The 22,670-nt window shown below is 52.6% G+C and carries 23 protein-coding genes; 12 read left to right on the plus strand and 11 right to left on the minus strand.

Going from position 1 to position 22,670, the window contains the following annotated elements; genetic code table 11:
- Positions 1–23: 23 nt before the first annotated feature.
- Together QWF21_RS07505 and priA are read right to left on the minus strand one after the other, a co-directional pair.
- Complete coding sequence (locus QWF21_RS07505) at positions 24–551, minus strand: SPOR domain-containing protein (protein WP_330087425.1); 528 nt, start codon at positions 549–551, stop codon at positions 24–26.
- Positions 552–644: 93 nt separating this feature from the next.
- On the minus strand, positions 645–2,819 hold the full coding sequence (gene priA / locus QWF21_RS07510) for a primosomal protein N' (protein ID WP_330087567.1): 2,175 nt from the start codon (positions 2,817–2,819) through the stop codon (positions 645–647).
- A 229-nt stretch (positions 2,820–3,048) separates the two neighbouring features.
- Here priA and rpmE point away from each other — a divergent pair, with 229 nt between their 5' ends.
- Positions 3,049–3,261 carry a 50S ribosomal protein L31 gene (gene rpmE, locus QWF21_RS07515; protein ID WP_330087426.1) on the plus strand — a complete coding sequence of 71 codons (213 nt, stop codon included), beginning with the start codon at positions 3,049–3,051 and terminating at the stop codon, positions 3,259–3,261.
- Positions 3,262–3,308: 47 nt separating this feature from the next.
- Here the strand turns inward: rpmE and QWF21_RS07520 are convergent, their stop codons facing one another.
- On the minus strand, positions 3,309–4,514 hold the full coding sequence (locus QWF21_RS07520; protein ID WP_330087427.1) for a multidrug effflux MFS transporter: 1,206 nt from the start codon (positions 4,512–4,514) through the stop codon (positions 3,309–3,311).
- Positions 4,515–4,532: 18 nt separating this feature from the next.
- On the minus strand, positions 4,533–5,738 hold the full coding sequence (gene srmB / locus QWF21_RS07525) for an ATP-dependent RNA helicase SrmB (protein ID WP_330087428.1): 1,206 nt from the start codon (positions 5,736–5,738) through the stop codon (positions 4,533–4,535).
- Positions 5,739–5,858: 120 nt separating this feature from the next.
- On the opposite strand from srmB, the gene QWF21_RS07530 reads away from it, so the two are divergent.
- Complete coding sequence (locus QWF21_RS07530; protein WP_330087429.1) at positions 5,859–6,566, plus strand: tRNA1(Val) (adenine(37)-N6)-methyltransferase; 708 nt, start codon at positions 5,859–5,861, stop codon at positions 6,564–6,566.
- A gap of 6 nt (positions 6,567–6,572) precedes the next feature.
- On the opposite strand, the gene fldB is transcribed toward QWF21_RS07530, so the two are convergent.
- Positions 6,573–7,088 carry a flavodoxin FldB gene (gene fldB / locus QWF21_RS07535; RefSeq protein ID WP_330087430.1) on the minus strand — a complete coding sequence of 172 codons (516 nt, stop codon included), beginning with the start codon at positions 7,086–7,088 and terminating at the stop codon, positions 6,573–6,575.
- Between the two features lie 141 nt (positions 7,089–7,229).
- Between fldB and xerD the strand changes: the two genes are divergently transcribed.
- The 5 genes from xerD (at position 7,230) to lysS (ending at position 13,327) form a co-directional block, all read left to right on the plus strand.
- On the plus strand, positions 7,230–8,129 hold the full coding sequence (xerD, locus tag QWF21_RS07540; RefSeq protein ID WP_330087568.1) for a site-specific tyrosine recombinase XerD: 900 nt from the start codon (positions 7,230–7,232) through the stop codon (positions 8,127–8,129).
- Positions 8,130–8,153: 24 nt separating this feature from the next.
- Positions 8,154–8,861 (plus strand): bifunctional protein-disulfide isomerase/oxidoreductase DsbC, encoded by a 708-nt coding sequence (gene dsbC / locus QWF21_RS07545; protein ID WP_330087431.1) that lies wholly within the window; start codon positions 8,154–8,156, stop codon positions 8,859–8,861.
- Position 8,862: 1 nt separating this feature from the next.
- Positions 8,863–10,587, plus strand: a complete 1,725-nt coding sequence (recJ, locus tag QWF21_RS07550; protein ID WP_330087432.1) for a single-stranded-DNA-specific exonuclease RecJ — start codon at positions 8,863–8,865, stop codon at positions 10,585–10,587.
- 83 nt (positions 10,588–10,670) lie between these two features.
- Positions 10,671–11,769 (plus strand): peptide chain release factor 2 gene (prfB, locus tag QWF21_RS07555; protein ID WP_330087433.1). Its coding sequence is split into 2 segments (ribosomal slippage): positions 10,671–10,745 and positions 10,747–11,769, totalling 1,098 coding nucleotides; the frame shifts between segments, so codons are not numbered across the junction.
- 40 nt (positions 11,770–11,809) lie between these two features.
- Complete coding sequence (gene lysS, locus QWF21_RS07560; protein ID WP_330087434.1) at positions 11,810–13,327, plus strand: lysine--tRNA ligase; 1,518 nt, start codon at positions 11,810–11,812, stop codon at positions 13,325–13,327.
- A 69-nt stretch (positions 13,328–13,396) separates the two neighbouring features.
- Here the strand turns inward: lysS and ispB are convergent, their stop codons facing one another.
- Positions 13,397–14,368, minus strand: coding sequence for an octaprenyl diphosphate synthase (gene ispB / locus QWF21_RS07565; protein ID WP_330087435.1), 972 nt, complete (start codon positions 14,366–14,368; stop codon positions 13,397–13,399).
- Positions 14,369–14,582: 214 nt separating this feature from the next.
- On the opposite strand from ispB, the gene rplU reads away from it, so the two are divergent.
- The 5 genes from rplU to QWF21_RS07590 all read left to right on the plus strand — a co-directional run bounded on the left by rplU (position 14,583) and on the right by QWF21_RS07590 (position 17,449).
- The gene (rplU, locus tag QWF21_RS07570) at positions 14,583–14,891 is read left to right on the plus strand and encodes a 50S ribosomal protein L21 (protein ID WP_091338772.1); all 309 of its coding nucleotides are present in this window, start codon (positions 14,583–14,585) and stop codon (positions 14,889–14,891) included.
- A 17-nt stretch (positions 14,892–14,908) separates the two neighbouring features.
- Entirely contained in the window at positions 14,909–15,166 is a 258-nt protein-coding gene (gene rpmA, locus QWF21_RS07575) for a 50S ribosomal protein L27 (RefSeq protein WP_330087436.1), read from the plus strand.
- Positions 15,167–15,323: 157 nt separating this feature from the next.
- Positions 15,324–16,499, plus strand: a complete 1,176-nt coding sequence (gene cgtA, locus QWF21_RS07580; protein WP_330087437.1) for an Obg family GTPase CgtA — start codon at positions 15,324–15,326, stop codon at positions 16,497–16,499.
- A 20-nt stretch (positions 16,500–16,519) separates the two neighbouring features.
- Complete coding sequence (gene folA / locus QWF21_RS07585; protein ID WP_330087569.1) at positions 16,520–16,999, plus strand: type 3 dihydrofolate reductase; 480 nt, start codon at positions 16,520–16,522, stop codon at positions 16,997–16,999.
- A gap of 75 nt (positions 17,000–17,074) precedes the next feature.
- On the plus strand, positions 17,075–17,449 hold the full coding sequence (locus tag QWF21_RS07590; protein ID WP_330087438.1) for a DUF3718 domain-containing protein: 375 nt from the start codon (positions 17,075–17,077) through the stop codon (positions 17,447–17,449).
- Positions 17,450–17,517: 68 nt separating this feature from the next.
- Here the strand turns inward: QWF21_RS07590 and QWF21_RS07595 are convergent, their stop codons facing one another.
- From QWF21_RS07595 to pdxA, 5 genes are all read right to left on the minus strand, one after another.
- Positions 17,518–19,527, minus strand: a complete 2,010-nt coding sequence (locus QWF21_RS07595) for a methyl-accepting chemotaxis protein (protein WP_330087439.1) — start codon at positions 19,525–19,527, stop codon at positions 17,518–17,520.
- A 116-nt stretch (positions 19,528–19,643) separates the two neighbouring features.
- Positions 19,644–20,465, minus strand: coding sequence for a symmetrical bis(5'-nucleosyl)-tetraphosphatase (locus QWF21_RS07600; RefSeq protein ID WP_330087440.1), 822 nt, complete (start codon positions 20,463–20,465; stop codon positions 19,644–19,646).
- Between the two features lie 11 nt (positions 20,466–20,476).
- Complete coding sequence (gene apaG / locus QWF21_RS07605; RefSeq protein WP_330087441.1) at positions 20,477–20,851, minus strand: Co2+/Mg2+ efflux protein ApaG; 375 nt, start codon at positions 20,849–20,851, stop codon at positions 20,477–20,479.
- Entirely contained in the window at positions 20,848–21,657 is an 810-nt protein-coding gene (rsmA, locus tag QWF21_RS07610) for a 16S rRNA (adenine(1518)-N(6)/adenine(1519)-N(6))-dimethyltransferase RsmA (protein ID WP_330087442.1), read from the minus strand. Before rsmA ends, apaG begins: the two co-directional genes overlap by 4 nt.
- Positions 21,654–22,667 carry a 4-hydroxythreonine-4-phosphate dehydrogenase PdxA gene (gene pdxA, locus QWF21_RS07615; protein ID WP_330087443.1) on the minus strand — a complete coding sequence of 338 codons (1,014 nt, stop codon included), beginning with the start codon at positions 22,665–22,667 and terminating at the stop codon, positions 21,654–21,656. Before pdxA ends, rsmA begins: the two co-directional genes overlap by 4 nt.
- Positions 22,668–22,670: the final 3 nt, after the last annotated feature.

Raw genomic sequence — 22,670 nt, forward strand, 5'->3', positions numbered from 1 at the left:
TCAAGGGGAGACTGATGACGCAGTTAGTTCCAATTCCAGATCTGGCAGCTGTTGATGCCATTACGGCGCAGCCGGTTACGATCAGACTCGGCCTGACGGCGGCTGTCGTATGGGCCGAGCACTACCCGATACCAGACACCATTGCTGCCTTCAGTGCGGCGGATGCTGGAAGAAAAACCAGCAAAAGCAATCTGTGCCCGCATCGCATCGGCTTGTTCTTCACTGCGAAAGGAGGCGCATTGCATCTGGAAAGGCCCGCGCGATTCAAGCTCACGCACTTCCACCACCACTTCGCGGTTTTCCAGCTCCCGAATGTACTGGTACGGTTCTTCTGTCGGGCGCTCAGGTAGCTCATCTTTCACTGCCACAGGAGGCTGAGGCTTGGTGGTTACCGGCTCTTGCTGGTTGATGGTCCAGAGAAACCAGCCAAAAATAAGCACCAACCCGGCCGTAACCGACAGCACCAGCCAGGGAAAAGGCGCTTTTGCGGGCGCTTTCTTGCGGGGTTTGGCTTTGGGGCGGGCGGTTTTTACATAATCATGTTTTGGCATGGGGGGCCTGGTACTCCAACATCGAATCAATGGCTATTCTAGCGGTTTAGGGGACAGCAGTGCAATCGACACTCGAACACATCTTGGGGCTAGTCAGGACAAATCCACAGGATCTACATCCAGTTGCCAGCGCAGCTTGCGGGTTAGTGGCCAGCCTTGACTGGCGGCAATCAGCTGATTAAGCAATTGGTGCAGGCCAGCGCGGCTGGCGCTGTAGCAATGCAGTTGCCAGCGGTATTTGCCGGCTTTGCGTTCCAGCGGTGCCCGAATTGGACCCAGCAGCTGTACTTTGGGCGCCTCTGTTTGCGCCAGTTCAACCAACTGTTGCAACCATTGCCTGGGGACGTCGTCCTGATGCGATTCGGCGCGAAACAGCGCCAGATACTGATAGGGGGGCAGCAAGGTTTGCTGGCGCTCTTTTAAAGCCAGCCGGGCAAAGGAGTCGTAGCCGTTGTGAATGATATCCTGCAAAATACCATGGTCCGGATAACGGCTTTGCAGCAGCACTTTGCCGGCATGCTGCGCCCTGCCAGCTCGACCAGCCACTTGGGTGATCAATTGCGCCAGTTGCTCCGGTGCCCGAAAGTCGCTGCTAAACAGAGCGCCATCGACATCTACAATCACCACCAAAGTGACTTTGGGAAAATGATGGCCTTTGGCCAGCATCTGGGTACCGACGATTAATTGTGGTCCGCCTGCGGTGATGTGCTGCAGTGCTTCGACCAGGCTGCCTTTGCGCCGTGTGCTGTCGCGATCCAGCCGTACTACCGGAACCTCCGGAAACATCGGTTGCAACTGGGCTTCCAGTTGCTCGGTACCCTGACCAAGCGGCACCAGCCGGGTGCTGCCGCAATGGCCGCATTGCCGGGGCACCGGCCGGCTGCTGCCGCAATGATGGCAATTGAGCTGGCGATCCTGCTTGTGCCAGGTCATGCTGGCATCGCAGCGCTGGCAATCGGCGACCCAGCCGCATTCATCGCACGATAAAGCCGGGGCAAAACCGCGCCGGTTTAAAAACAGCATCACCTGAAAGCCTTGCTGCAAGGTGTGCTTTATTTGTTGGATGCTGCTATCGGCCAGACCAAATTGCACTGCTTGCTGTTGTAAATTAACCAGTTCCAGTGTTGGCAATTGCTGGCCACTGGCTCTGCTGCTAAGTGTCAGCAGTTGAAAGCGCTTGTGCAGAGCATTGTACAGACTTTCCAGGCTGGGAGTGGCTGAGCCCAGTACTACCGTGCATTGCTCCAAAGCAGCTCTTTTTACCGCCAGATCACGGGCATGGTAGCGAAAGCCGTCCTGCTGTTTTAGCGAGGCATCATGCTCTTCATCGATTACGATCAGGCCAAGGCTGGCAAAGCGTAAAAACAGCGCCGAGCGGGTGCCAATCACAATAGCGGCACTGCCGGTGGCGGCTTGTTGCCAGCAGGCCAGGCGTTCGGTATCCGTTAGCCCGGAATGCCAGCTAAGCACCGGTACCTGAAAACGATCGGCAAAACGAGCCAGCGTTTGCGGGGTTAATCCTATCTCTGGCACCAGCACCAGCACCTGTTTCCCCTCTGCCAGCAAAGGGGCGATGCTTTGCAAATACACTTCGGTTTTGCCAGAGCCGGTAATACCTTCCAGCAAGAATGGCTGAAAACGACCCTGCGCCTGCACAATCGCAGATACTGCCAGCGCCTGATCGGTGGTTAGTTTTAAACCTGCTTGGGTACTGGTGACTGCAGGGTAAGGGGAAAAAGGTACCTCGATGGCGGCTACCAGTTGTTTCTGCAGCAGTGCTCGCAGTGCTGGCCGCTGCTCGGAGGTGATGCTATCAGCCGCTAATCCCCCTTGCCGCAGTTGCTGCCACAGAGCCAATTGTTTGGGCGCTCGCTGTAAATCTGTCTCGGTGACAGCCTGACCTGCCTGGGTAAGTTGGTAATGCAACGACTGATAGCCAGGCAGTGGCTTGCCCTCCCGCAGCAAAGCAGGGATGGCAGAGATCAGCACCTCTCCCAGCGGGTGATGGTAGTAATCGGCGGCAAAAGACAGCAACCGACACAGCTGCCCGGACAGCACAGGGCTGTCATCCAGCACTGCAACTATGGATTTTAAGGCGTCTTCAGCAAAAGCATCTGCTGGTTGCAGTTGCCAGACAATTCCTACCAATTCTCGTTTGCCAAAAGGCACTAAAACCCGACAACCCACCTGCACTTCGATACCGACAGGCAACCGATAATCAAAGGATTGACGCAAGGGGACTGGCAAAGCAACCCGGATCACTGACACTGGCACGGCTACCCGTTGAGTGTGGCCCTGGGCCACCGATTCGTAATACGGCTAGTGTATCGACTGGCACCATGGCTTCGCAACCGAAAAAGCATGTTGAATCGTACCTCTGCTGCTTGCAAGGCCAGAGTAGATCGAATAAACTACGCGCCCTAATTGAACTGTAACCGCGTATGGTGCCCGGCGTTTAGCGACCAGGTGGCGATACGGCCTTAAACTGAGGTAACCCATGAAGCCAGGAATTCACCCAGAATACCAAGAAATTACTGCAACCTGTACTTGCGGTAACTCTTTCAAAACCCGTTCAGCCTTGTGCAAAGACATCCACCTGGACGTCTGCTCTGCCTGCCACCCATTCTACACCGGCAAGCAAAAAGTACTGGACGTTGGTGGTCGTGTTGATCGCTTCAAAAAGCGTTTCAGCATGGTGGGCAAGCGTTAATTACGCCTGCTCTCTACAAAAAAGCACCTTCGGGTGCTTTTTTTGTTTCATCGAAATGTTTTCTGCTTATGCCATTGGCTGAGTAGGATGCACAGGACGCCCAGCCACATCAGCACAGAAAACGGCAAAGCCGTCCCTGTATAAGTAAGAGCCAGCAAAGGGCCGGCCAAAGCGCCTGAACCGAAGCGTAAGGTGCCTATCACTGCCGTGGCTGTTCCGGTATGTTCGGGAAAGCGCATTAGAATCATCGCATCGGCGTTGGTGGCAATTAAACCAAGGCTGGCCATTAAAGGACCTATCGTAAGTACGGTAAACCAAAGGGATAAGTGCAAGGCATTAAAGAGTACCAGCAAGCTGGCACTGCTCAGAGCCAGTATTACGCCCAGTTTTAGCATGCGCTCAGGTCCGGTCCGGCTGACTAAGCGACTGTTCAGTAAGTTGGCCAGCATCAACAACAACACATTAAAAGCAAACAGCAAGGCAAACCAGAGCTCATTGACACCAAAATATTCGATGTACACCAAAGGTACGGCAGTCAGGAAGCAGAAAAAGGCAAATGAACTGAACATCGAGGTGGCAATGTCGGGTCTGGCGGCTTTAAGCGAAAGCACCGTTTTATAGCCATGCAGGAATTGCAGCCTGGCAGCAGGTTCTGCCGGCTTGCTCTGGTTTATATTGGGCAGGTAACGCCAGCAAATTAATAACATGATTGCAGCGTAGAGTGCCAGACTGACAAAAATCATTTGCCAGCTACTGAACCACATTACCAGGCTGCCAAGAGCAGGTGCCAGCAAAGGTGCCAGCATCATGGTCATGGCGACATACGACATGCCCTTGGCGGTATGCTCTTGGTACAGGTAGCGAATAATACCTGGCACAACCACGGTTGCCGCCGCACCACTAAAGGCCTGGATCGCCCGCCAAAACAGGAAGACTTCAATGGAGTTGGTTTGGCTAAGCATTACGCTGGCCAGGGCAAAGCCTGCTAAGCCACTTAATGCCAGTTTGCGGCGACCAAGGCTATCGGCCAGTGGACCGGTAATCAACATCCCTAGTGCATAAAAAACCAAAAAGATGCTCAGTGATTGTTGCACCATACCGATCGGAGCGCCCATGCCCTCTGCCATGGTAGGCATGGCCGGCAAGTACATGTCGATGGCCAGGGGGGTGGTGGCAAATAGCGCGGCCAGCAAGGCAACCAGTGCCAGGGATGGGGTGGCTGCCTTGCTGGCTGATGTGGTCTGACTATGCATAAGCAGGTGGAAAGATCCTTACTTCTTTTTGGCTTTTTTCTTGGCGGCTGGCTTTTTCTTTTTTACCGGTACCTTGGCTTCTTTGTGCTTTGGCCTTAGGCCTTCGATAAAGCGGCGTTTCAGTTTTTGCTCGGTGTAGCGTTCAATTTTGCTGAGAATCGCCATATCGTGTGCTTCGACCAGCGAGATGGCGGTGCCTTTTTTGCCGGCCCGACCGGTGCGGCCAATGCGGTGCACATAGATATCGGCGGTGCGTGGCATATCGTAGTTGATCACATGACTGATGTCGTCAATATCCAGGCCGCGGGCCGCCACATCGGTAGCGATCAGCACCGGGGACTGGCCTTGCCGAAAGCGGAAGATGGCTTGCTGGCGTTTATCCAGTGGCATATCGCCTTGCAGCCAGCAATTGCGAATACCAGCGGTTTGCAGCTGGCCGGTCAGTTGTGCCAGCCGCTCTTTGGTTTTAACAAATACAATGGCTTTGTGTACCTCATCTTGCTGTAGCAGATGTGTCAGCAACGCCAGTTTATGGTTCAGATCATCGGCCAGGTGGATCCACTGGGTAATTTTACCGCGCTCACGCCGTGGCGGCTCAGCTTCAATCCGTTCTGGTTCATGCAACGAGTGGCCGGCAAAACGCTCCAGATTGGCACCTTCCAGCGTGGCAGAGAACAACATGGTTTGTTTGCGCTGACGGGCTTCCAGCACAATGCGGTTCATTTCGCCAATAAAGCCCATATCCAGCATGCGGTCAGCTTCATCCAGGATCAGCAGTTCAATATGCTCGGCCTGGAATTTTTCTTTATCCAGGTATTCGATCAGACGCCCTGGGGTGGCTACCAGTAAATCGTTGTTCTTAGTCAGCACATCGGTATGGCTGTCGTAATGGCTGCCTCCGGTGATCACACCGGCATTGAGCTCGGTAAACTGGATCAGTCGCTGGATCTCCTGATGCACCTGATACGCCAGTTCCCGGGTCGGTGTCATAATCAATACCCGGGCAAAGCCAGGTGCGCGGCGCGGGAAATCCAACAGGTATTGAATTGCCGGTACTAAAAACGCCAGCGTTTTGCCGGTGCCTGTTGGGGCACAGGCCAGGATATCACGCGCTTCCAGTGCATAGGGCAACACCAGTTGCTGGATCTGGGTGGCTTGCTTAAAGCCGCATTTTTGCAACGCCCGGCCTAAGGCCGGGTGCAGATCGAACTCATCAAATTGCATGCACTACTCTCTTGGTATAAACCGCCGGGCTCTTGTTATAAACCGCTGGGCTTTTGCCGTAACAACGCCGGGCGGATGACAAGGTGGCTGCCGCCAGATACACTTGGCCCCGGAGGGATTATGGCAGCAGGTTTTCAATGTAAACAGTTTTTCATCGGCCATCAGCACTGTGCGATGAAAGTGGGCACCGATGCTTTTTTGCTGGGTGCCTGGGTCCGTATTCCCGCCAGCGGCAACCTGTTGGATATTGGTTGCGGCAGTGGCATTCTTAGCCTGATGCTGGCACAGCGCAGCCAGGGCCTGCAGCCTATTACTGCATTGGATCTGGATGCCGGTGCCGTGCGGCAAAGCCGTATGAATGTGGCAGCCAGCCCCTGGCCATCAGCCATACAAGTGCTGGAACAGGATATTCTAACCTATCAGCCGGCGGAGCGTTACTCTTTGCTGCTGTGCAATCCACCTTATTTTCATCAGGCCGTGCCTGCACGGGATGCTGCCCGCCAGCTGGCACGGCATAGTGATAGCCTGCCCTGGCCACAGTTGTTGCAACAGGCGGCGCAATTGGCCAGTGATGATGCAGATTTTGCGCTGGTGATCCCGGATAGCAGTGTGTCGTTGTTGCTGCAGGCAGCCACGCTGGCGGGCTGGCAGCTAAAACGACTTTGCCGGGTGCAACCAGGCCCACAGAAAGCCGTGCGCCGTGCTCTGCTGCAGCTCAGCCGGCAACCGGCTGTCCCGGAGTACAGCCAGTTGTGCATCCAACAGAGCGATGACCAGTATAGCGGGGACTACCGGCAACTGTTAAAAGACTTTTACCTGAAATTTTAGGTGTTGTTACAGCGCTGCCAGCTCAGCCAGCAACTGATCAACCCATTGCTGTAGGCGGGCATCCGTTAGCTCGTACTGGTTTTCATCATCCAGTGCCAGGCCATAAAACCACTGACCATCCTCGGTCAGTGCTTTAGATGCTTCGAATTCATAGCCCTGATTGGGCCATAGCCCAATACGGTCACAGCGATTGTGGCTAATGGCGTGGTGCAGCATGCCCAGCGCATCCTGAAACCATTCAGTGTAGCCGATTTGATCGCCCATGCCATAAAGCGCAATGACTTTGTCGTTCAGATCCAACTCAGCGATATCGGCCCAACAAGCCTCCCAGTCTTCCTGCAGTTCACCAAAGTCCCAGGTAGAAATACCCAGGATCAGAATGTCGTAATCCTGCATTCGGCTCAGAGGGGTATCTTTCAGGTTGTGCAGTGCCACCAGCTCAGGCCCCAGCAGTTGCTGAATTTTCTCTGCTACCATTTCGGTATAACAGGTGGTGGAACCATAAAACAGACCAATCTGCATTAGTCGTGTACTCCGCATCGCTCTGGAAAGGCTAAGTTTACCAAAAGCGGCTTGCTGGCAAAAGTAAGGCGAAGGCTTTGTGTCCGATCCCGTTCGCGGTACACTAGCAGCCCAATGAATTTGACCGTGAAAGAGCAGAGCGTGTCGGCAGCTGAGCACCCGTTGATTGAAACTTTTTTGCAGCAACTCTGGCTGGAGTCTGCGGCGAGCAGGCATACGCTTAGCGCTTATGGCAGTGATTTACGCAAGTTTGCCAGTTTTTTGGCACAGAGTGACTTGGGTCATGATCTGTTGCAGGTGCAACCGCAGGCGATTGAGTCTTACCTGGCACAGTTGCAAGATGAAAACTACAGTGCACGCAGCACCTCCAGACGACTGAGTGCACTGCGCCGTTTTTATGGCTGGCTGCAGCAGAGTGGTCAAAGGGCAGATCATCCGCTTAGCCAAACACTCAACCCTAAGCTTGGGCGCAACTTGCCAAAAAGCTTGTCGGAAAGTGAGGTGGAGGCGTTGCTGGCTGCGCCTGATCTGACAACCACCATAGGATTGCGTGATAAAGCCATGCTGGAAGTCTTGTATGCTGCTGGCCTTCGGGTGAGTGAGTTGGTTGGATTGACCCTGCGGCAACTGAATTTACGCCAGGGGGTCTTGCTGGTGCAGGGCAAAGGCCGCAAAGAGCGGCTGGTACCCATAGGTGAAGAAGCGATGGACTGGTTGCAGCATTATTTAACCGATGCCCGGCCAGAGCTGCTTAACCAGCCGGTTGAGGTGTTGTTTCCGAGTAGCCGGGGCCAGATGATGACCCGGCAGACCTTCTGGCATCGCATCAAGTTTTACGCTAAGGTAGCGGGCATTCAAAGCGCGCTGTCACCGCACACCTTGCGGCATGCTTTTGCGACCCATTTATTGAACCATGGCGCTGATTTGCGGGTTGTGCAAATGCTGCTTGGACACAGCGATTTGTCCAGCACCCAGATTTATACCCATATAGCGCAGGCCCGCTTGAAGGGGCTGCATCAACAACATCACCCTCGGGGTTAACCAAAGTAGAGTAAAGGATTCATCATGCTTCGACTGACAACATTAATGGCTGCACTTGGTTTATGGGCTGGTTCGGCGCTGGCGGAAAGTACAACTGCCTTCGACGAAGCCAACATTAACCGCCAATTAGGCCAGCTGGGTTTGCAGGTTGACTCGATGACAGCATCGCCAGTTACTGGCCTGGTGCAGGTGTTTACCAATCGCGGGCTGTTTTTTGTCAGCAACGACGGCAATTTCTTTTTTGAAGGCAACCTGTTCGATATTCAAAATCGTGAACTGGTGAATGAGCAACAAATGCGGCCATTCCGCCAGCAGCAACTAGACAAGCACACTGATTACATTGAGTACAAAGCCAAAGACGAGCGCCATGTGGTGACGGTATTTACCGACCCAAGCTGTGGCTATTGCCGTCGTTTGCATCAGGAAATTGCTGATTACAACAAAGCCGGCATCACAGTACGTTACCTGGCATTCCCTCGTGGTGGTTTGGCATCCGATACCGGCAAAGATCTGGCTGCTATTTGGTGCTCGCGCGATAAAAACAGTGCCATGGATGATGCCAAAGCAGGGCGTTCAGTTCGTGCCATTGAGTGCCGTAACCCGGTGGCGAATCACTACCAACTGGGGCAGGCTTTTGGTGTGACTGGCACCCCGGCCATTGTGTTACCAAGTGGCCAGATGATCCCTGGTTATCAACCGGCTGCTGCACTGATTCAACAACTGACCAATTGATATGATGACCAAGCAGCTTCGTCAGCGCAGCGTACCTGGTGCCACCCTGGCTGGTGATTTGCACCCAGTGTTGCAGCGCTTGTACCTAAGCCGCGGCATACGCGATATCAAAGAGTTGAATCGTGCTGCTGCTGACTTGCTGCCATGGCAGCAACTAAAAGGCATGGATGCGGCCACCCAGCTGTTGATCACAGCATTGCAAAGCCAGCAGCATATTGTGATTGTTGGAGACTTTGATGCCGATGGTGCCACCAGTACCGCAGTGCTGATGGCCGGTCTGAAAGCCTTTGGTTTTAAATACCTGGAATACCTGGTACCCAATCGCTTTGAGTACGGCTATGGCTTAAGCCCGGAAATAGCCGAACTTGCGGTAGCTCAGGGGGCAGAGCTGATTATTACTGTTGATAATGGCATCTCTGCTGTCGATGGGGTGGCGGTTGCTAAGGCGGCTGGTGTCAAGGTACTGGTCACAGATCATCATCTGGCGGGCAGTGAGTTACCAGCGGCCGATGCGATAGTGAATCCAAACCAGCCGGGTTGTGACTTTCCAAGTAAAGCCCTGGCCGGGGTTGGGGTTGCTTTTTATTTATTGCTGGCGTTACGTGCCTGTTTGCGTGAGCAGCAGTATTTTCAGCAAAAAGCACTCAAAGAGCCCAACTTGGCGGAGTTGCTGGATTTGGTCGCGCTGGGTACTGTCGCCGATGTGGTACCGCTGGATGGCAACAACCGTATTTTAGTCTATCAGGGGCTGCAGCGTATCCGCTCCGGACGTTGTCGCCCCGGTATTCAGGCGTTGATAGATGTGGCCAATCGTTCTGCCAGCCGCCTAACCGCCAGCGACTTTGGTTTTGCGCTGGCCCCAAGGTTGAACGCTGCCGGCAGATTGGATGATATGTCGCTTGGTATCAGCTGCCTGTTGGCTCCGGAGCTTGCGCAAGCGCGTGAGTTAGCTGCCCGGTTGGATGAGCTTAATGTGGAGCGGCGTGCGATTGAGCAGAGCATGCAGCTGGAAGCTCAGCAGTTTTTGCGGCAGTTGTCGTTACAACAAGCTGAGTTGCCTGCCTGTTTGTGCTTGTATCAGGCCGACTGGCATCAGGGGGTGATTGGCATTTTGGCCGGGCGCATTAAAGAGCAGTACCACCGGCCTGTGGTGGTGTTTGCCGAGGGCGATGCCGGTGAGTTAAAAGGCTCGGCCCGCTCCATTCCAGGCCTGCATATTCGCGATATGCTTGAAGCCATAGCCAGTCAGTATCCGGGCTTACTGAAAAAATTTGGTGGTCACGCCATGGCGGCAGGGCTCACCATAGATGCCGATCGACTGGATACCTTTCAGCTGGCACTCAATTATGTGGCAAGTCGTTGGATCAGTGACGATCTATTGCAGGCCGAGCTGCTCACCGACGGTGAGTTACCGCAAGATTGTCTGGCATTGGAGTTTGCTGAACTACTGCAGCAAGCGGGCCCCTGGGGGCAGGCTTTCCCGGAGCCGGTATTTGAAGGCGAGTTTCGCCTGCTGCAACAAAAAGTGCTGGCCGATAAACATCTCAAATTGATGCTGCAGCACAGTTCGGGGCAATTGCTGGATGCCATCTGGTTTAATGCCGATCGCAACAACTGGCCGGATGTGAATGTGCAGCAGGTGCGGCTGGCCTATCAACTGGATGTGAACGAATTTCGCCAGCAACAAAACCTGCAACTGCTGGTGCGGCATATGTTGGCCGTATAAACGGCGAAAACTACTGCCCTTGGCGTGGAAATTTGCTACAATCCACGCCAATTTTTTTGTCGCCGTAGCAAGGTTCAGATCCCATGTTTGAAGTTAACCCAGTCCACCAGAGTATCAAAGACGTTACCGAGCGCACAGCTGTGCTTCGGGGGTATCTTTGACTACGATAGCAAGCAAGAACGCCTGGAAGAGGTAAGCCGTGAACTGGAAGACCCTGCCATCTGGAATGAGCCGGAAAAAGCCCAGGCTTTGGGAAAGGAACGCTCAGCGCTGGAGCAGGTAGTCAACACCATCCAAAAGCTTGAACAAGGTGTGCAGGATGTGGCAGGTTTGGTAGAGCTGGCGGTGGAAGCCGACGACGAAGACACCTTTGAAGAGGCCAAAACGGAGCTGACAGAGCTGGTGCAACAGCTCGAGTTGCTGGAGTTTCGCCGGATGTTCTCCGGCAAACACGATGTCTCCGACTGCTATCTGGATATTCAGTCGGGTTCGGGCGGCACCGAGGCTCAAGACTGGGCCAGCATGTTGATGCGGATGTACCTGCGCTGGGGTGAAGACAAAGGCTTTAACCCGGAGCTGTATGAAGTCACCGATGGTGATGTGGCCGGTATCAAAGGCTGCACCATCAAGTTCAGTGGTGAATACGCCTATGGCTGGTTGCGCACTGAAACCGGTGTGCACCGGCTGGTGCGCAAAAGCCCGTTTGATTCCGGCAATCGCCGTCATACTTCCTTTGCTTCGGTGTTTGTGGCACCGGAAATTGACGATGATATTGAAATTGAAATCAATCCGGCCGATTTGCGCATTGACACCTACCGCGCCTCCGGTGCCGGCGGCCAGCACGTCAACCGCACCGATTCAGCCATCCGGATCACGCATTTACCGACCAATACGGTGGTGCAGTGCCAGAATGATCGCTCACAGCACAAAAACCGCGACAATGCTTTCAAGCAGTTGCGCGCCAAGTTGTATGAGCTGGAGCTGCAAAAACAAAATGCCGAGAAGCAGGCGCTGGAAGACAGCAAGTCCGATATTGGCTGGGGCAGTCAGATCCGCTCTTACGTGCTGGATGACTCCCGTATCAAAGATCTACGTACCGGCGTTGAGACCCGCAATACCCAGGCGGTGTTAGACGGCAATCTGGATAAGTTTATTGAAGCCAGCTTAAAAGCCGGCTTATAAGTCACCAAACGCTCTTACTTACCAAACTCAGGAATCAAACATGGCCGAACAGCAGAACCAAGATAACGAAATTCAGGACGTTAACAAGCTGATTGCTGAGCGAAAACATAAATTAGCAGCGCTGCGCGAAGACGGTTTTCTGTTCCCGAACGATTTTCGACGCGACAGTATTTCCAGTGATGTGATTGCCAAGTATGGCCACCTGAGCAAGGAAGAGCTGGAAGAACAGAAGATCACCGTCAGTCTGGGTGGGCGCATTATGACCCGGCGCATTATGGGCAAAGCCAGCTTTACCACCATTGCCGATATGGGCGGTAAAATTCAACTCTATGTCGCCCGGGACAGCCTGCCGGAAGGCGTGTACAACGAGCAATTTAAAAAGTGGGATCTGGGCGATATTATCGGTGCCAGTGGCCATTTATTTAAAACCCAGACCGGTGAATTAACGGTCTGGCTGACGGATATCCGCCTGCTGACTAAAGCCCTGCGGCCCTTGCCAGATAAATTCCACGGCTTAACCGATAATGAAGCGCGCTATCGCCAGCGTTATCTGGATTTAATTTCCAACGAGCAATCGCGTAAAACTTTCCTGGTACGCAGCAAAACCGTGGCCTATATCCGTCGTTTTTTCAATGATGAAGGCTTTTTAGAAGTCGAAACGCCAATGCTGCAGGGCATTCCAGGCGGTGCCTCGGCGCGCCCCTTTGAAACCCACCACAATGCCCTGGATATGCAGATGTTTTTGCGGATAGCGCCCGAGCTGTATTTAAAGCGGCTGGTGGTTGGTGGTTTTGAAAAAGTTTTTGAGCTTAATCGTAATTTCCGTAACGAAGGGGTCTCAACCCGCCATAACCCGGAATTCACCATGCTAGAGTTTTACTGGGCGTATGCGGATTACAACGACTTAATGGACTTAACGGAGAAGTTATTCCGTGGTTTGGCGCTGGAAGTGCTGGGCAGTACCGAAGTGCCGTATCAGGGTGAAGTCTTTGATTTTGGCAAACCCTTTGCCCGGATGTCGGTGACCGAGTCCATTTTGCACTTCAACCCGACAGTAACCAAAGAGCAACTGGCTACGCGTGAAGCAGTGGCTGAACTGGCGAAAAGCCTGGGTATTGACGTCAAAGCCAACTACGGCCATGGCCGTATCCTGATGGAAGTGTTTGACGAGCTGGTAGAAACCAAGCTGCGTCATCCTACCTTTATTACCGAATACCCGGCAGAGGTGTCGCCATTGGCCCGTCGTAACGACCATAACCCTGAGATTACCGACCGCTTCGAGTTCTTTATCGGTGGCCGCGAACTGGGGAATGGCTTTAGCGAGCTAAACGATGCCGAAGACCAGGCCGAGCGCTTTTTGGAGCAAGTGAAACAAAAAGATGCCGGTGACGATGAAGCCATGTTCTACGACGAGGACTTCGTGACTGCGCTGGAGCACGGCTTGCCGCCGACCGCAGGTCAGGGCATTGGGATTGATCGTTTGGTAATGCTGTTGGCCGATGCGCCATCCATTCGGGATGTGATTCTGTTTCCGCATATGCGGCCAGAAGCCAAGTAATATTCTGCTACCATAAAACAGCCCGGCTGGACTTCCAGCCGGGCTGTTTTATGGTGATATAAGAAAATCTTAACTGGAGCGACCGACCGCTAAATCGGCCAGTTGCAACAAGGCCGCTTTGTAGGGGCTATCAGCAAGCACATTAAGCGCTTGCTTGGCTTTTTCTGCCTCTTGCTCTGCTTTACGGCGGGTGTAACCAAAGGCATCGGTTTGTTGCATCGCAGCCATAATGGCTTCCAGTTGTTGCAGACCATTGCCATCCGTGATGGCACTGCGAATAAGAGCTTGTTGCTCTGGGTTGCCATGCTTGAGGGCATGGATTAATGGCAGGGTTGGCTTGCCTTCAGCCAGATCGTCGCCAATGTTTTTGCCAAGCTCTGCCTGATCAGCCTGATAATCCAATACATCATCAATCAATTGGAAAGCGGTTCCCAGATGCACGCCATAAGCTCGCATGGCATTCACGATGGGTTCAGGCTGCTCGGCCAAAATAGCAGCCAGCTCAGTCGCCGCTTCAAACAACTTAGCTGTTTTGCAGTAAATCACCTGCAGATAATTTTCTTCACTGGTATCGGCGTCGTGCACATTCATTAATTGCAGCACTTCGCCTTCGGCGATTTTATTGGTGGCGTCGGCCAGAATGGACATTACTTCCATTCGCTGTAGCGAAACCATCAACTGAAAGGCCCTGGTGTAGAGGAAATCACCGACCAGCACACTGGCCTGGTTGCCAAATACCGCGTTGGCGGTTTCTTTACCACGACGCAATGTGGATTCATCCACCACATCATCGTGCAGTAAGGTCGCGGTATGAATAAACTCAATAATGGTCGCCAGGGTAATATGATCCTTACCCTGGTAGCCGACAGCACGGGCAGCCAGCGTGGCTAATAGCGGGCGCAACCGCTTGCCACCGCTATTGACTATGTAGATGCCTAACTGGTTGATCAAAGCAACATCCGATGTCAGCTGGGAAAATATGTGATGATTGACTGCAGTCATATCATCCTGAGATAACTGCTGGATCTGCTCTGGTAACATCAAAAAAGCCGCTTTGCGTAAGGGTTTGAATTAGCGCAATTCTACACCAAGGTTTGGAGTGTCTCCAAGCGAAACGGGATCCTTTTACAGGGACAGGGATCTTTTTCGAATTTGCACTTGCGGGCCTAGGGGAAATTGCGTACAATTCGCGCCCTGTGAATTGAATTAACACGCCTCTCTTTTATGCACAGGCGTGCTTTGTACGGAGTTAACTATGTACGCGGTTTTCCAAAGTGGTGGTAAACAGCACCGTGTGACTGAAGGTCAGACCCTGCGTCTGGAAAAGCTGGATTTAGATGCCGGCGCCACAGTCGAATTTACCCCTTTGATGGTAGCAAATGGTGAGAATATCAGCATTGGCACCCCTGTTGTCGAAGGCAGCAAAGTGGTTGCGGAAGTGGTCAGTCATGGCCGTCATGATAAAATCAAAATCGTGAAATTCCGTCGTCGTAAGCATTCACGCAAGCAGATGGGCCACCGTCAGTGGTTCACTGAAGTGAAAATTACCAGCATCAGCGCGTAATCGAGGAGTACTGAACCATGGCAAGTAAAAAAGGTGTAGGTAGTACCCGTAACGGTCGCGATTCAGAAGCTAAACGCTTAGGTGTTAAGCGCTTCGGTGGTGAGTCTGTGTTAGCGGGTAACATCATTGTTCGTCAGCGTGGAACCAAGTTCCATGCCGGTAATAACGTAGGTATTGGCCGTGACCATACCTTGTTTGCCCTGTCTGACGGCAAAGTGCAGTTTGAAGTGAAAGGCGAGCACAATCGCAAATACGTCAGCATCGTTGCTGAGTAAGCTTCCTGCTGCGATAAAACCCCGCCCTGGTGCGGGGTTTTTTGTATCTGCTAACCGTGAAACAGTCTTCAAAGGTTTTGCTGCGGGTACTTTGGTATATACTAGTGCATTGGCATAGCTCGATGCACCCAATATTCTTTGAATCAGGTAACCACAGATGAAATTTGTTGATGAAGCCGTGATCCGGGTTGAAGCCGGTGATGGTGGGAACGGAATAATCAGTTTTCTGCGTGAAAAATTTATTTCCAAAGGTGGCCCGAATGGTGGTGACGGTGGGGATGGTGGCGACGTGTATTTGGTGGCCGATACCAACCTGAACACCCTGGTGGATTATCAGTTTGAGCGCTTTCACCGTGCTGAACGCGGCCAAAATGGTATGAGTAAAAATTGCACCGGCAAGCGCGGTGAAGATTTGGAATTGCGGGTGCCGGTTGGTACCCGTGCCATTGATATTGATACCAATGAAATCATTGGTGACTTGACCAAAGCAGGGCAGCGACTGCGGGTTGCAAAGGGCGGGTGGCATGGCTTGGGCAATGCCCGTTTTACCAGCAGTACCAACAGAGCTCCGCGTAAAAAGACCAACGGTACCCCTGGTGAGATCCGCAATTTGCAACTGGAATTGATGTTGTTGGCGGATGTTGGTTTGCTGGGTTTGCCAAATGCGGGTAAGTCTACCTTAATTCGCTCTGTATCAGCCGCTAAGCCAAAAGTAGCCGATTACCCATTTACCACCCTGGTGCCAAATCTTGGCGTGGTGCGCGTTGACGCACACCGCTCTTTTGTTATTGCGGATATTCCTGGCCTGATTGAAGGTGCTTCCGAAGGGGCCGGTTTAGGGATCCAGTTTTTACGCCACCTTGAGCGTTGCCGCTTGTTGATCCATTTGGTGGATGTTTTGCCGGCGGATGGCTCTGATCCGGCAGAAAATGCCAAAGTCATCGTGGAAGAGTTGCAAAAATACAGCAGCAAGCTGGCGGAAAAACCACGCTGGCTGGTGTTTAACAAAACCGACTTGGTACTGGACGATGAACTGGCAGAGATCCAGCAACAGGTAGTGACTGCGCTGAACTGGCAAAGCCCCGTATACAGTATTGCTGCAGCCAGCAGTACCGGCACCAAAGAACTGGCCAAAGCTGTGTTCGATTATTTGGATGAACTGCCAAGAGATCAAGAGCAGACAGATGCAGCTGATCCCGAGCAATTCAAGTGGCATGATGACGAGCCGGTCCATAGTCAGGCTGTGCATCAACCCTATGATGATAGCGACGATGATGATGATGATGATTTTGATGACGACGACTATGACGTTGAAGTGATTTACCAGCGTTAGTGGGTACCAGCATGATTTCGATGATTGCCGCTATGGCGCACAACCGGGTTATTGGGCTTAACAACAGCATGCCCTGGCATATGCCTGCTGATTTACAGCACTTTAAGCGCCTGACCACGGGAAAAACTGTGCTGATGGGGCGCAAAACCTACGATTCGATAGGCCGGGCCTTACCCAACCGACGTAATCTGGTGGTTAGCCGCCAGCCAGCACCTGCAGGTTCGGAGGCTGAGTGGTTTACCAGCCTGGAAGCAGCTTTGGCTGCCACCACTCCTGATGAAGAAGTGATGATCATGGGGGGGGCTGAAATTTATCGGCAGTGCCTGCCAAAAGCAGAGCGGCTGTACTTGACCGAAATAGATGCTGAGCTTCGCGGCGATACCTGGTTTCCTGACTATCAGTCTGAGGCAGACTGGCAGTTTATCAGTGTGGAGCAGCATCAGGCTGATACAAAAAATCCGTTTGCGTATCAGTTTATTACTTTACAACGAGTGGTTTAGCCGCACAAGATTTGCGCAGGCTGCTACATATTGCTACTATCATTTTAATGCTGATGTGAATTTGAGGAGACGTAGATGAAGTTGTTGCCTACTATGGCTTGTGGCGCGGTGCTCGCCGGAGCTGTGTTGTTTGCACCGGTTGCTTCGGCAGATCAGCAACTGGCAGCCTCCATGTGTGACTATGTGGCGGCGGATGATCGTAATCGCTTTCGTAAAGTGCTCAGTGATTACCGGCTACGCTTGCGTAATATCTACGATGGGGTGGTCTGCAATGGCGAGAGTCTGGTGCGGCATGCATTTCGAAGCGGTGCCAACGATGTTGGTGAGTTTATTATTCGTCAGTTGCCTGGATCGCAACTGGCCGAATCCGGTGATGTCGAGTGGGCGCAAGCCAACGGCTTTGGCGATACACCGCTGTTTGCTTCTTTGCAGGAGCGGGCTGGCGATTAACAGACCAGTGTTAGCAATAAAAAAATCCGCCAACTGGCGGATTTTTTTATTGCTAACACTGGCTTGAATCAGACTTTGAACTGATCGACCGATTGGCGCAACTCTTCAGCCAGGCGGGCCACTTCATGGCTGGAGTCGGAGGTTTGCTCGGCTCCAGAAGCCGTTTCTTCGGCAATAGAAACAATGGACTCTAGCAACTGGCTGATGTCATTGGCCACCTGATTTTGCTCTTCTGCCGCGTGTGCAATTTGCTCACTCATATCCCTTGCCTGATGGACGGCATGTGTAATGGAATCCAGAGCTTTGTCCTGAATATCGGTTTGTGCCACACAGTTTTCAGCTTGCTTTTTGCCTTTCTTCATTGCTTCAACGGCATTCTGGGCACCTTTTTGCAGCACTTCAATCATCGCCTGTATTTCTTGTGTTGATGCCTGAGTTTTGCTGGCCAGTGATCGTACTTCATCGGCTACCACCGCAAAGCCGCGGCCCTGCTCACCAGCCCGCGCTGCTTCGATGGCTGCATTAAGCGCCAGCAGGTTGGTTTGCTCCGCAATACCACGGATTACATCCAGAATACTGCCGATGGAAGCACTATCCTGATTCAGCTTATTGATGACCAGTGAAGCTTGCTCCACTTCGTGCGACAGCTCAGTGATAATTTGTTTATTGGCTTGCGAGATCCCTTTAACCCGCTCGGCTTCACTGTCGGCATTTTTGATCTCTGCCAGCGCATCCCCGGCACTTTGCATCACGCCCTGCGAAGTGCTGCTCATTTCGGTGGTAGCGGTTGCCGCCTGAGTCACCTGAGACTTCTGCTCTTTAATAGCACCACTGGTTTGTACCGTAATAGCCGATGTTTGTTCGGAAGCAGCAGCCAGTTGGGTAGAGCGCGAAATGATGCCTTTGATCAACAGTTGCAAGCTATCGATCACCTTATTGCAGTTCCGGGCCAGCTCTGCAAACTCATCAGTGCCTTTGGCATCCAGTTTGCGGGTAAGATCGCCTGAGGCGACCACACCAAGAATTTCGTTCACCCGGTGCAGTGGTTGCGTAATGCTGCGTACTGTCCAGATGGTAATACCTGCCGCCAGCAGCACAGAGATAAACATCACCACGAAATTGAAGTTAACGGCGTTACTGACATTGGCGGCGGAGGTACGTTGAATATCATCCGCAGCACTTCGGGCCAGGGCTAACAGAGCATTGAGTTGGCTTAGACCAGCTGTGGTGTGTTGTTCGGTTTGCGCGAGCAGTGCCTCTGAGGCTTCGATGGATTGCAGGTGTTGCTCTTTAATGCGAGTCAGACCGCTGTTGCCGGAAAGCAGCTGTTCAATATCATTCACTTTATCCGCTAAATCGGACACCAGATCGAGGCTGCCAGCCTGTTGTTGTATACGAGCAAAATTTTGCGTTAGCTCGCCAAGCCGAAAGGTCAGCTCATTCGATACGGTATTTGCAATCAGTGCATTTTCGGTGCGAATGAGATCCACGGCAGTACTGACCAGGGTGTTCAGGCCCATCTCAATCTGAGTTGCGGCTTCATAGGCTTCCGGGAAGCGTGTCCGAACATCACGCAGATCAGTAAAATCAAGAATGAACATGGCGGCATCATCGGCAGCTGTTTCCAGTGCCTCCATGCGTTGATTCATGGTATCGCGCAGCGTTAAGCGATTGGTCAGTTGCTCAAACAGACGGGTGCTGGCCGGTAGGTAATCAGCATACACCGTGCTGACTTTGTCAAAGGCCGCGCGCAGCTCTGCTTCATTTTGCAGCGCCTGCTGCAAGCCTTGGGCTGACCGTTCGTAATTTGCTTGCTCTTGATTAAACTGACGCCGGAAATTCGCAATCTCGTCCAACTCACTGGCATAAAAGGCCTGCAAGCTGATTTTGCTCATAATGCCGAATTGGCTTTGCAAAGCGCCACTGTTTTCCAGAGCCGGAATGGTAACCTCGTTGACCTGGGTGGTGGAGTTGTTGATGCTGTTCAGGCTAAGGTATGCAGAGATACCGATGATCAGCAGCAGTAAGGAAATGATGCCGAAGCCACCAATGACCCTAAGCGCTACAGTTAACTTCATAAAAACTCCCGATGGACTGGTCTAGAACACATGTTCGGATTAAGCCAGTTGAATCAGCCATTTGTTTAGCCAGGTTTGGACTAAACGCCACATAGAAAGCCTGGGCTCATAGTGAGTCAGGGCCTGATGATGGCTGATTTTTTTTGGTATCCCTGAACACTATACCGCTGTTTTGTCTGAATACAATAGGCGCTGAGCAGATTCCCCCAGACACAGCCGGTATCCAGCGCAATTGCTTTTGAATGTGGACACTTACCATTGAGCGCAGCCCAGTGACCGAACAAGATGGTGGTGTTTTGCTGTTGCGGCCAAAAATGGTACCACGGAACTAAGGAACTGTTGTCGGGCCCACTTTTTTCTTTTAACTCCAGGCTGCCGTCTGGCAGACAAAAACGCATCCGTGTCAGTGCATTAATGGTAAAGCGCAGCTGATCGGAGGGGCTGTCTGTGGGCGACCAGTGGCTAGGTTCGTTGCCATACATAAAAGCCGTCAGACTGGCCGGATCTTGCTGCAGCCATGAGGTGACTTTTTCCGCTTGCTGCATGGCGAATGTTCTGCTCCATCCTGGTGGGATACCCGCATGCACCAGTAGGTAGTCTTCATCGGGGCTGTGGATAAGGGGCTGCTGCTGCAGCCAGTGAATCAGCTCGGGAAAGTCTGCTGCCTGCAACAGCGGTTCCAACTGGTCTGCAGGTTTAATGTGGCCATGACCATAGTGGCTGGCGATCAGATTAAGATCATGATTGCCAAGCACCGTGATGGCGGCAGAGCCCAGACTACGGACGAAACGAAGCGTTTCAAGTGACTTGGGGCCACGGGCTACCAGGTCGCCACAGAACCAAAGTTGATCCTGCTTTTCATCGAACTTCAGCTCTGCCAGCAGATGTTGCAGTTGATCATAACAGCCCTGAATGTCTCCAAGCACATAACTGGCCATGGTAATACCGGTTAATTCAGGATATTCGGTAGTGCCAGGCGAAACAGCGGAATAGCCACCTGGAACTCATTGCGCTTGTTATCCTGCATAATGTAATGCCCCTGCATGGTACCGACGGGTGTTTCCAACACGGCACCGCTGGTATAGCTGTAACTTTCATTCGGTGCCAGCTCAGGTTGCTCACCAACAACCCCTTCACCATCGACTTCAACCTGCAGCCCATTTGCATCGGTAATCAGCCAGTGACGACGCAATAACTGCACTTTCTCCAGGCTGTTATTTTGAATGCGGATGGTGTAGGCGAATACAAATTTATGTTGTTCTGGTTGAGACTGCGCAGCAATGTAAAAGGTTTCGGCAGAAACTTCTATGGCTGATGGATTCATGACTTGGTTGTATCCTGTTGCGTCGCTAACCACTGGGCTATGCGGATAAAATCATCCACTGACAGCTGTTCTGGACGTTGGCCTGGATCCAGTCCAAGCGCGGCGAGTTGCTCGGCAGTAGCCAGATTGCCTAAACAATTACGTAAGGTTTTTCGGCGCTGATTAAAGGCTTCAAGACAGACCTGGTTCAGTATCTGTACCGGCACTTGCTCGGCTTCAGGCCTGGTTCGCGGCAGCAAGCGCACTACGGCAGAGTCTACTTTGGGAGCTGGCTTAAAGGCGCCAGGGCCTACCTCAACCACAGGCAAAGCGTCACAGTAATACTGAGTCATAACGGACAAACGGCCAAAGGCCTTGCTGCCCGGAGCTGCTGTCATACGCTGTACCACTTCCTTTTGCAGCATAAAGTGCATGTTCTCAATCAGATGGCTGTATCGGAACAGATGAAACAGCAGTGGAGTGGAGATGTTGTAAGGCAGGTTGCCGAAGATTTTCATGTTCTTACCGGGCTGCGCTAAGGTTGAAAAATCAAACTTCATTGCGTCGGTTTGAATGATGGTCAGTTTATCTGCCAAGGTCGGGTGCTGTTGCAAGCGGGCCGCAAGATCGCGATCCAGCTCAATGACGGTCAGGCGATCGGTACGTTCCGCTACCGGCTCGGTAATGGCACCAAGACCAGGACCTATTTCAATCAGGGTTTCGCCTGGTTGTGGTCGGATAGCTTTTACGATGCGCTCAATCACGACGGGGTCGTGCAAGAAGTTTTGGCCAAAACGTTTTCTGGCTTTATGTTCGGGTTGGTTCATGCGTTTGTGGATGCTCCGGCTGACGTTTTTTGGGCCCGCTGAATAAGTTGAATGGCTTGCTCGACAGCATGCAACAGGCTGCCTGGATCGGCCTGGCCAGTGCCCGCCAGGTCAAGTGCAGTTCCATGATCGACGGAAGTACGAATCAAAGGCAAGCCCAGGCTGATATTCACAGATTTGCCGAACCCCATATGCTTAAGGACCGGCAAGCCCTGATCGTGGTACATGGCGAGTACGACATCGGCATCGTTCAGATACTTAGGCTGAAATAAGGTATCGGCAGGCAGGGGCCCAACCAGGTCCATGCCTTGCTGCCTTAAGGCATTCAGGGTTGGGATGATGATATCCAGCTCCTCGCGGCCAAGGTGGCCGTTTTCACCAGCATGAGGATTTAAACCACAAACATAGATGCGGGGCTGAGCAATGCCAAATTTCTGCTGCATATCCTGATGCAGTACCTGCAGTACCACTTGTAAGCGCTCGGCCGTGATGGCTTTAGCTACATAAGCCAGGGGAATGTGCGTGGTTGCAAGTGCCACCCGCAAGCCCTCTGTGGCCAGCATCATCACTACATGACTGCTGTTGCACTGATGGGCAAAAAACTCGGTATGGCCACTAAAAGGAATACCTGCCTGGTTGATAATTCCTTTATGGACAGGGCCGGTCACTATGGCTGCAAACTGGCCCTGAATAGTGTGTTCACCGGCAAAACTCAGGGTTTCTACCACGTAAGGGCCATTGGCTTCATTCAGGATGCCGGCTTGCACTTCCTCGGCTGTTTGAAATGCCGCAAGTGTCAGACTACCTGCACGTTGTGGTTTTGCTGCTGTCTCTGGTTGATAAGGCAGCAACTCTACCTGAATACCAAGCTGCTTAGCACGCTGCTGCAATAGCCTGGCATCTGCACAGACTACCAGTTCAACCGGCCAGTCACGACTGGCCAGTTGCAATACCAAATCAGGTCCTATACCTGCTGGTTCACCTGGAGTGATGCCAAGACGTGCTGTCATGAC

This window comes from Alkalimonas mucilaginosa (assembly GCF_036327005.1).
GTDB classification, from domain to species: domain Bacteria; phylum Pseudomonadota; class Gammaproteobacteria; order Enterobacterales; family Alteromonadaceae; genus Alkalimonas; species Alkalimonas mucilaginosa.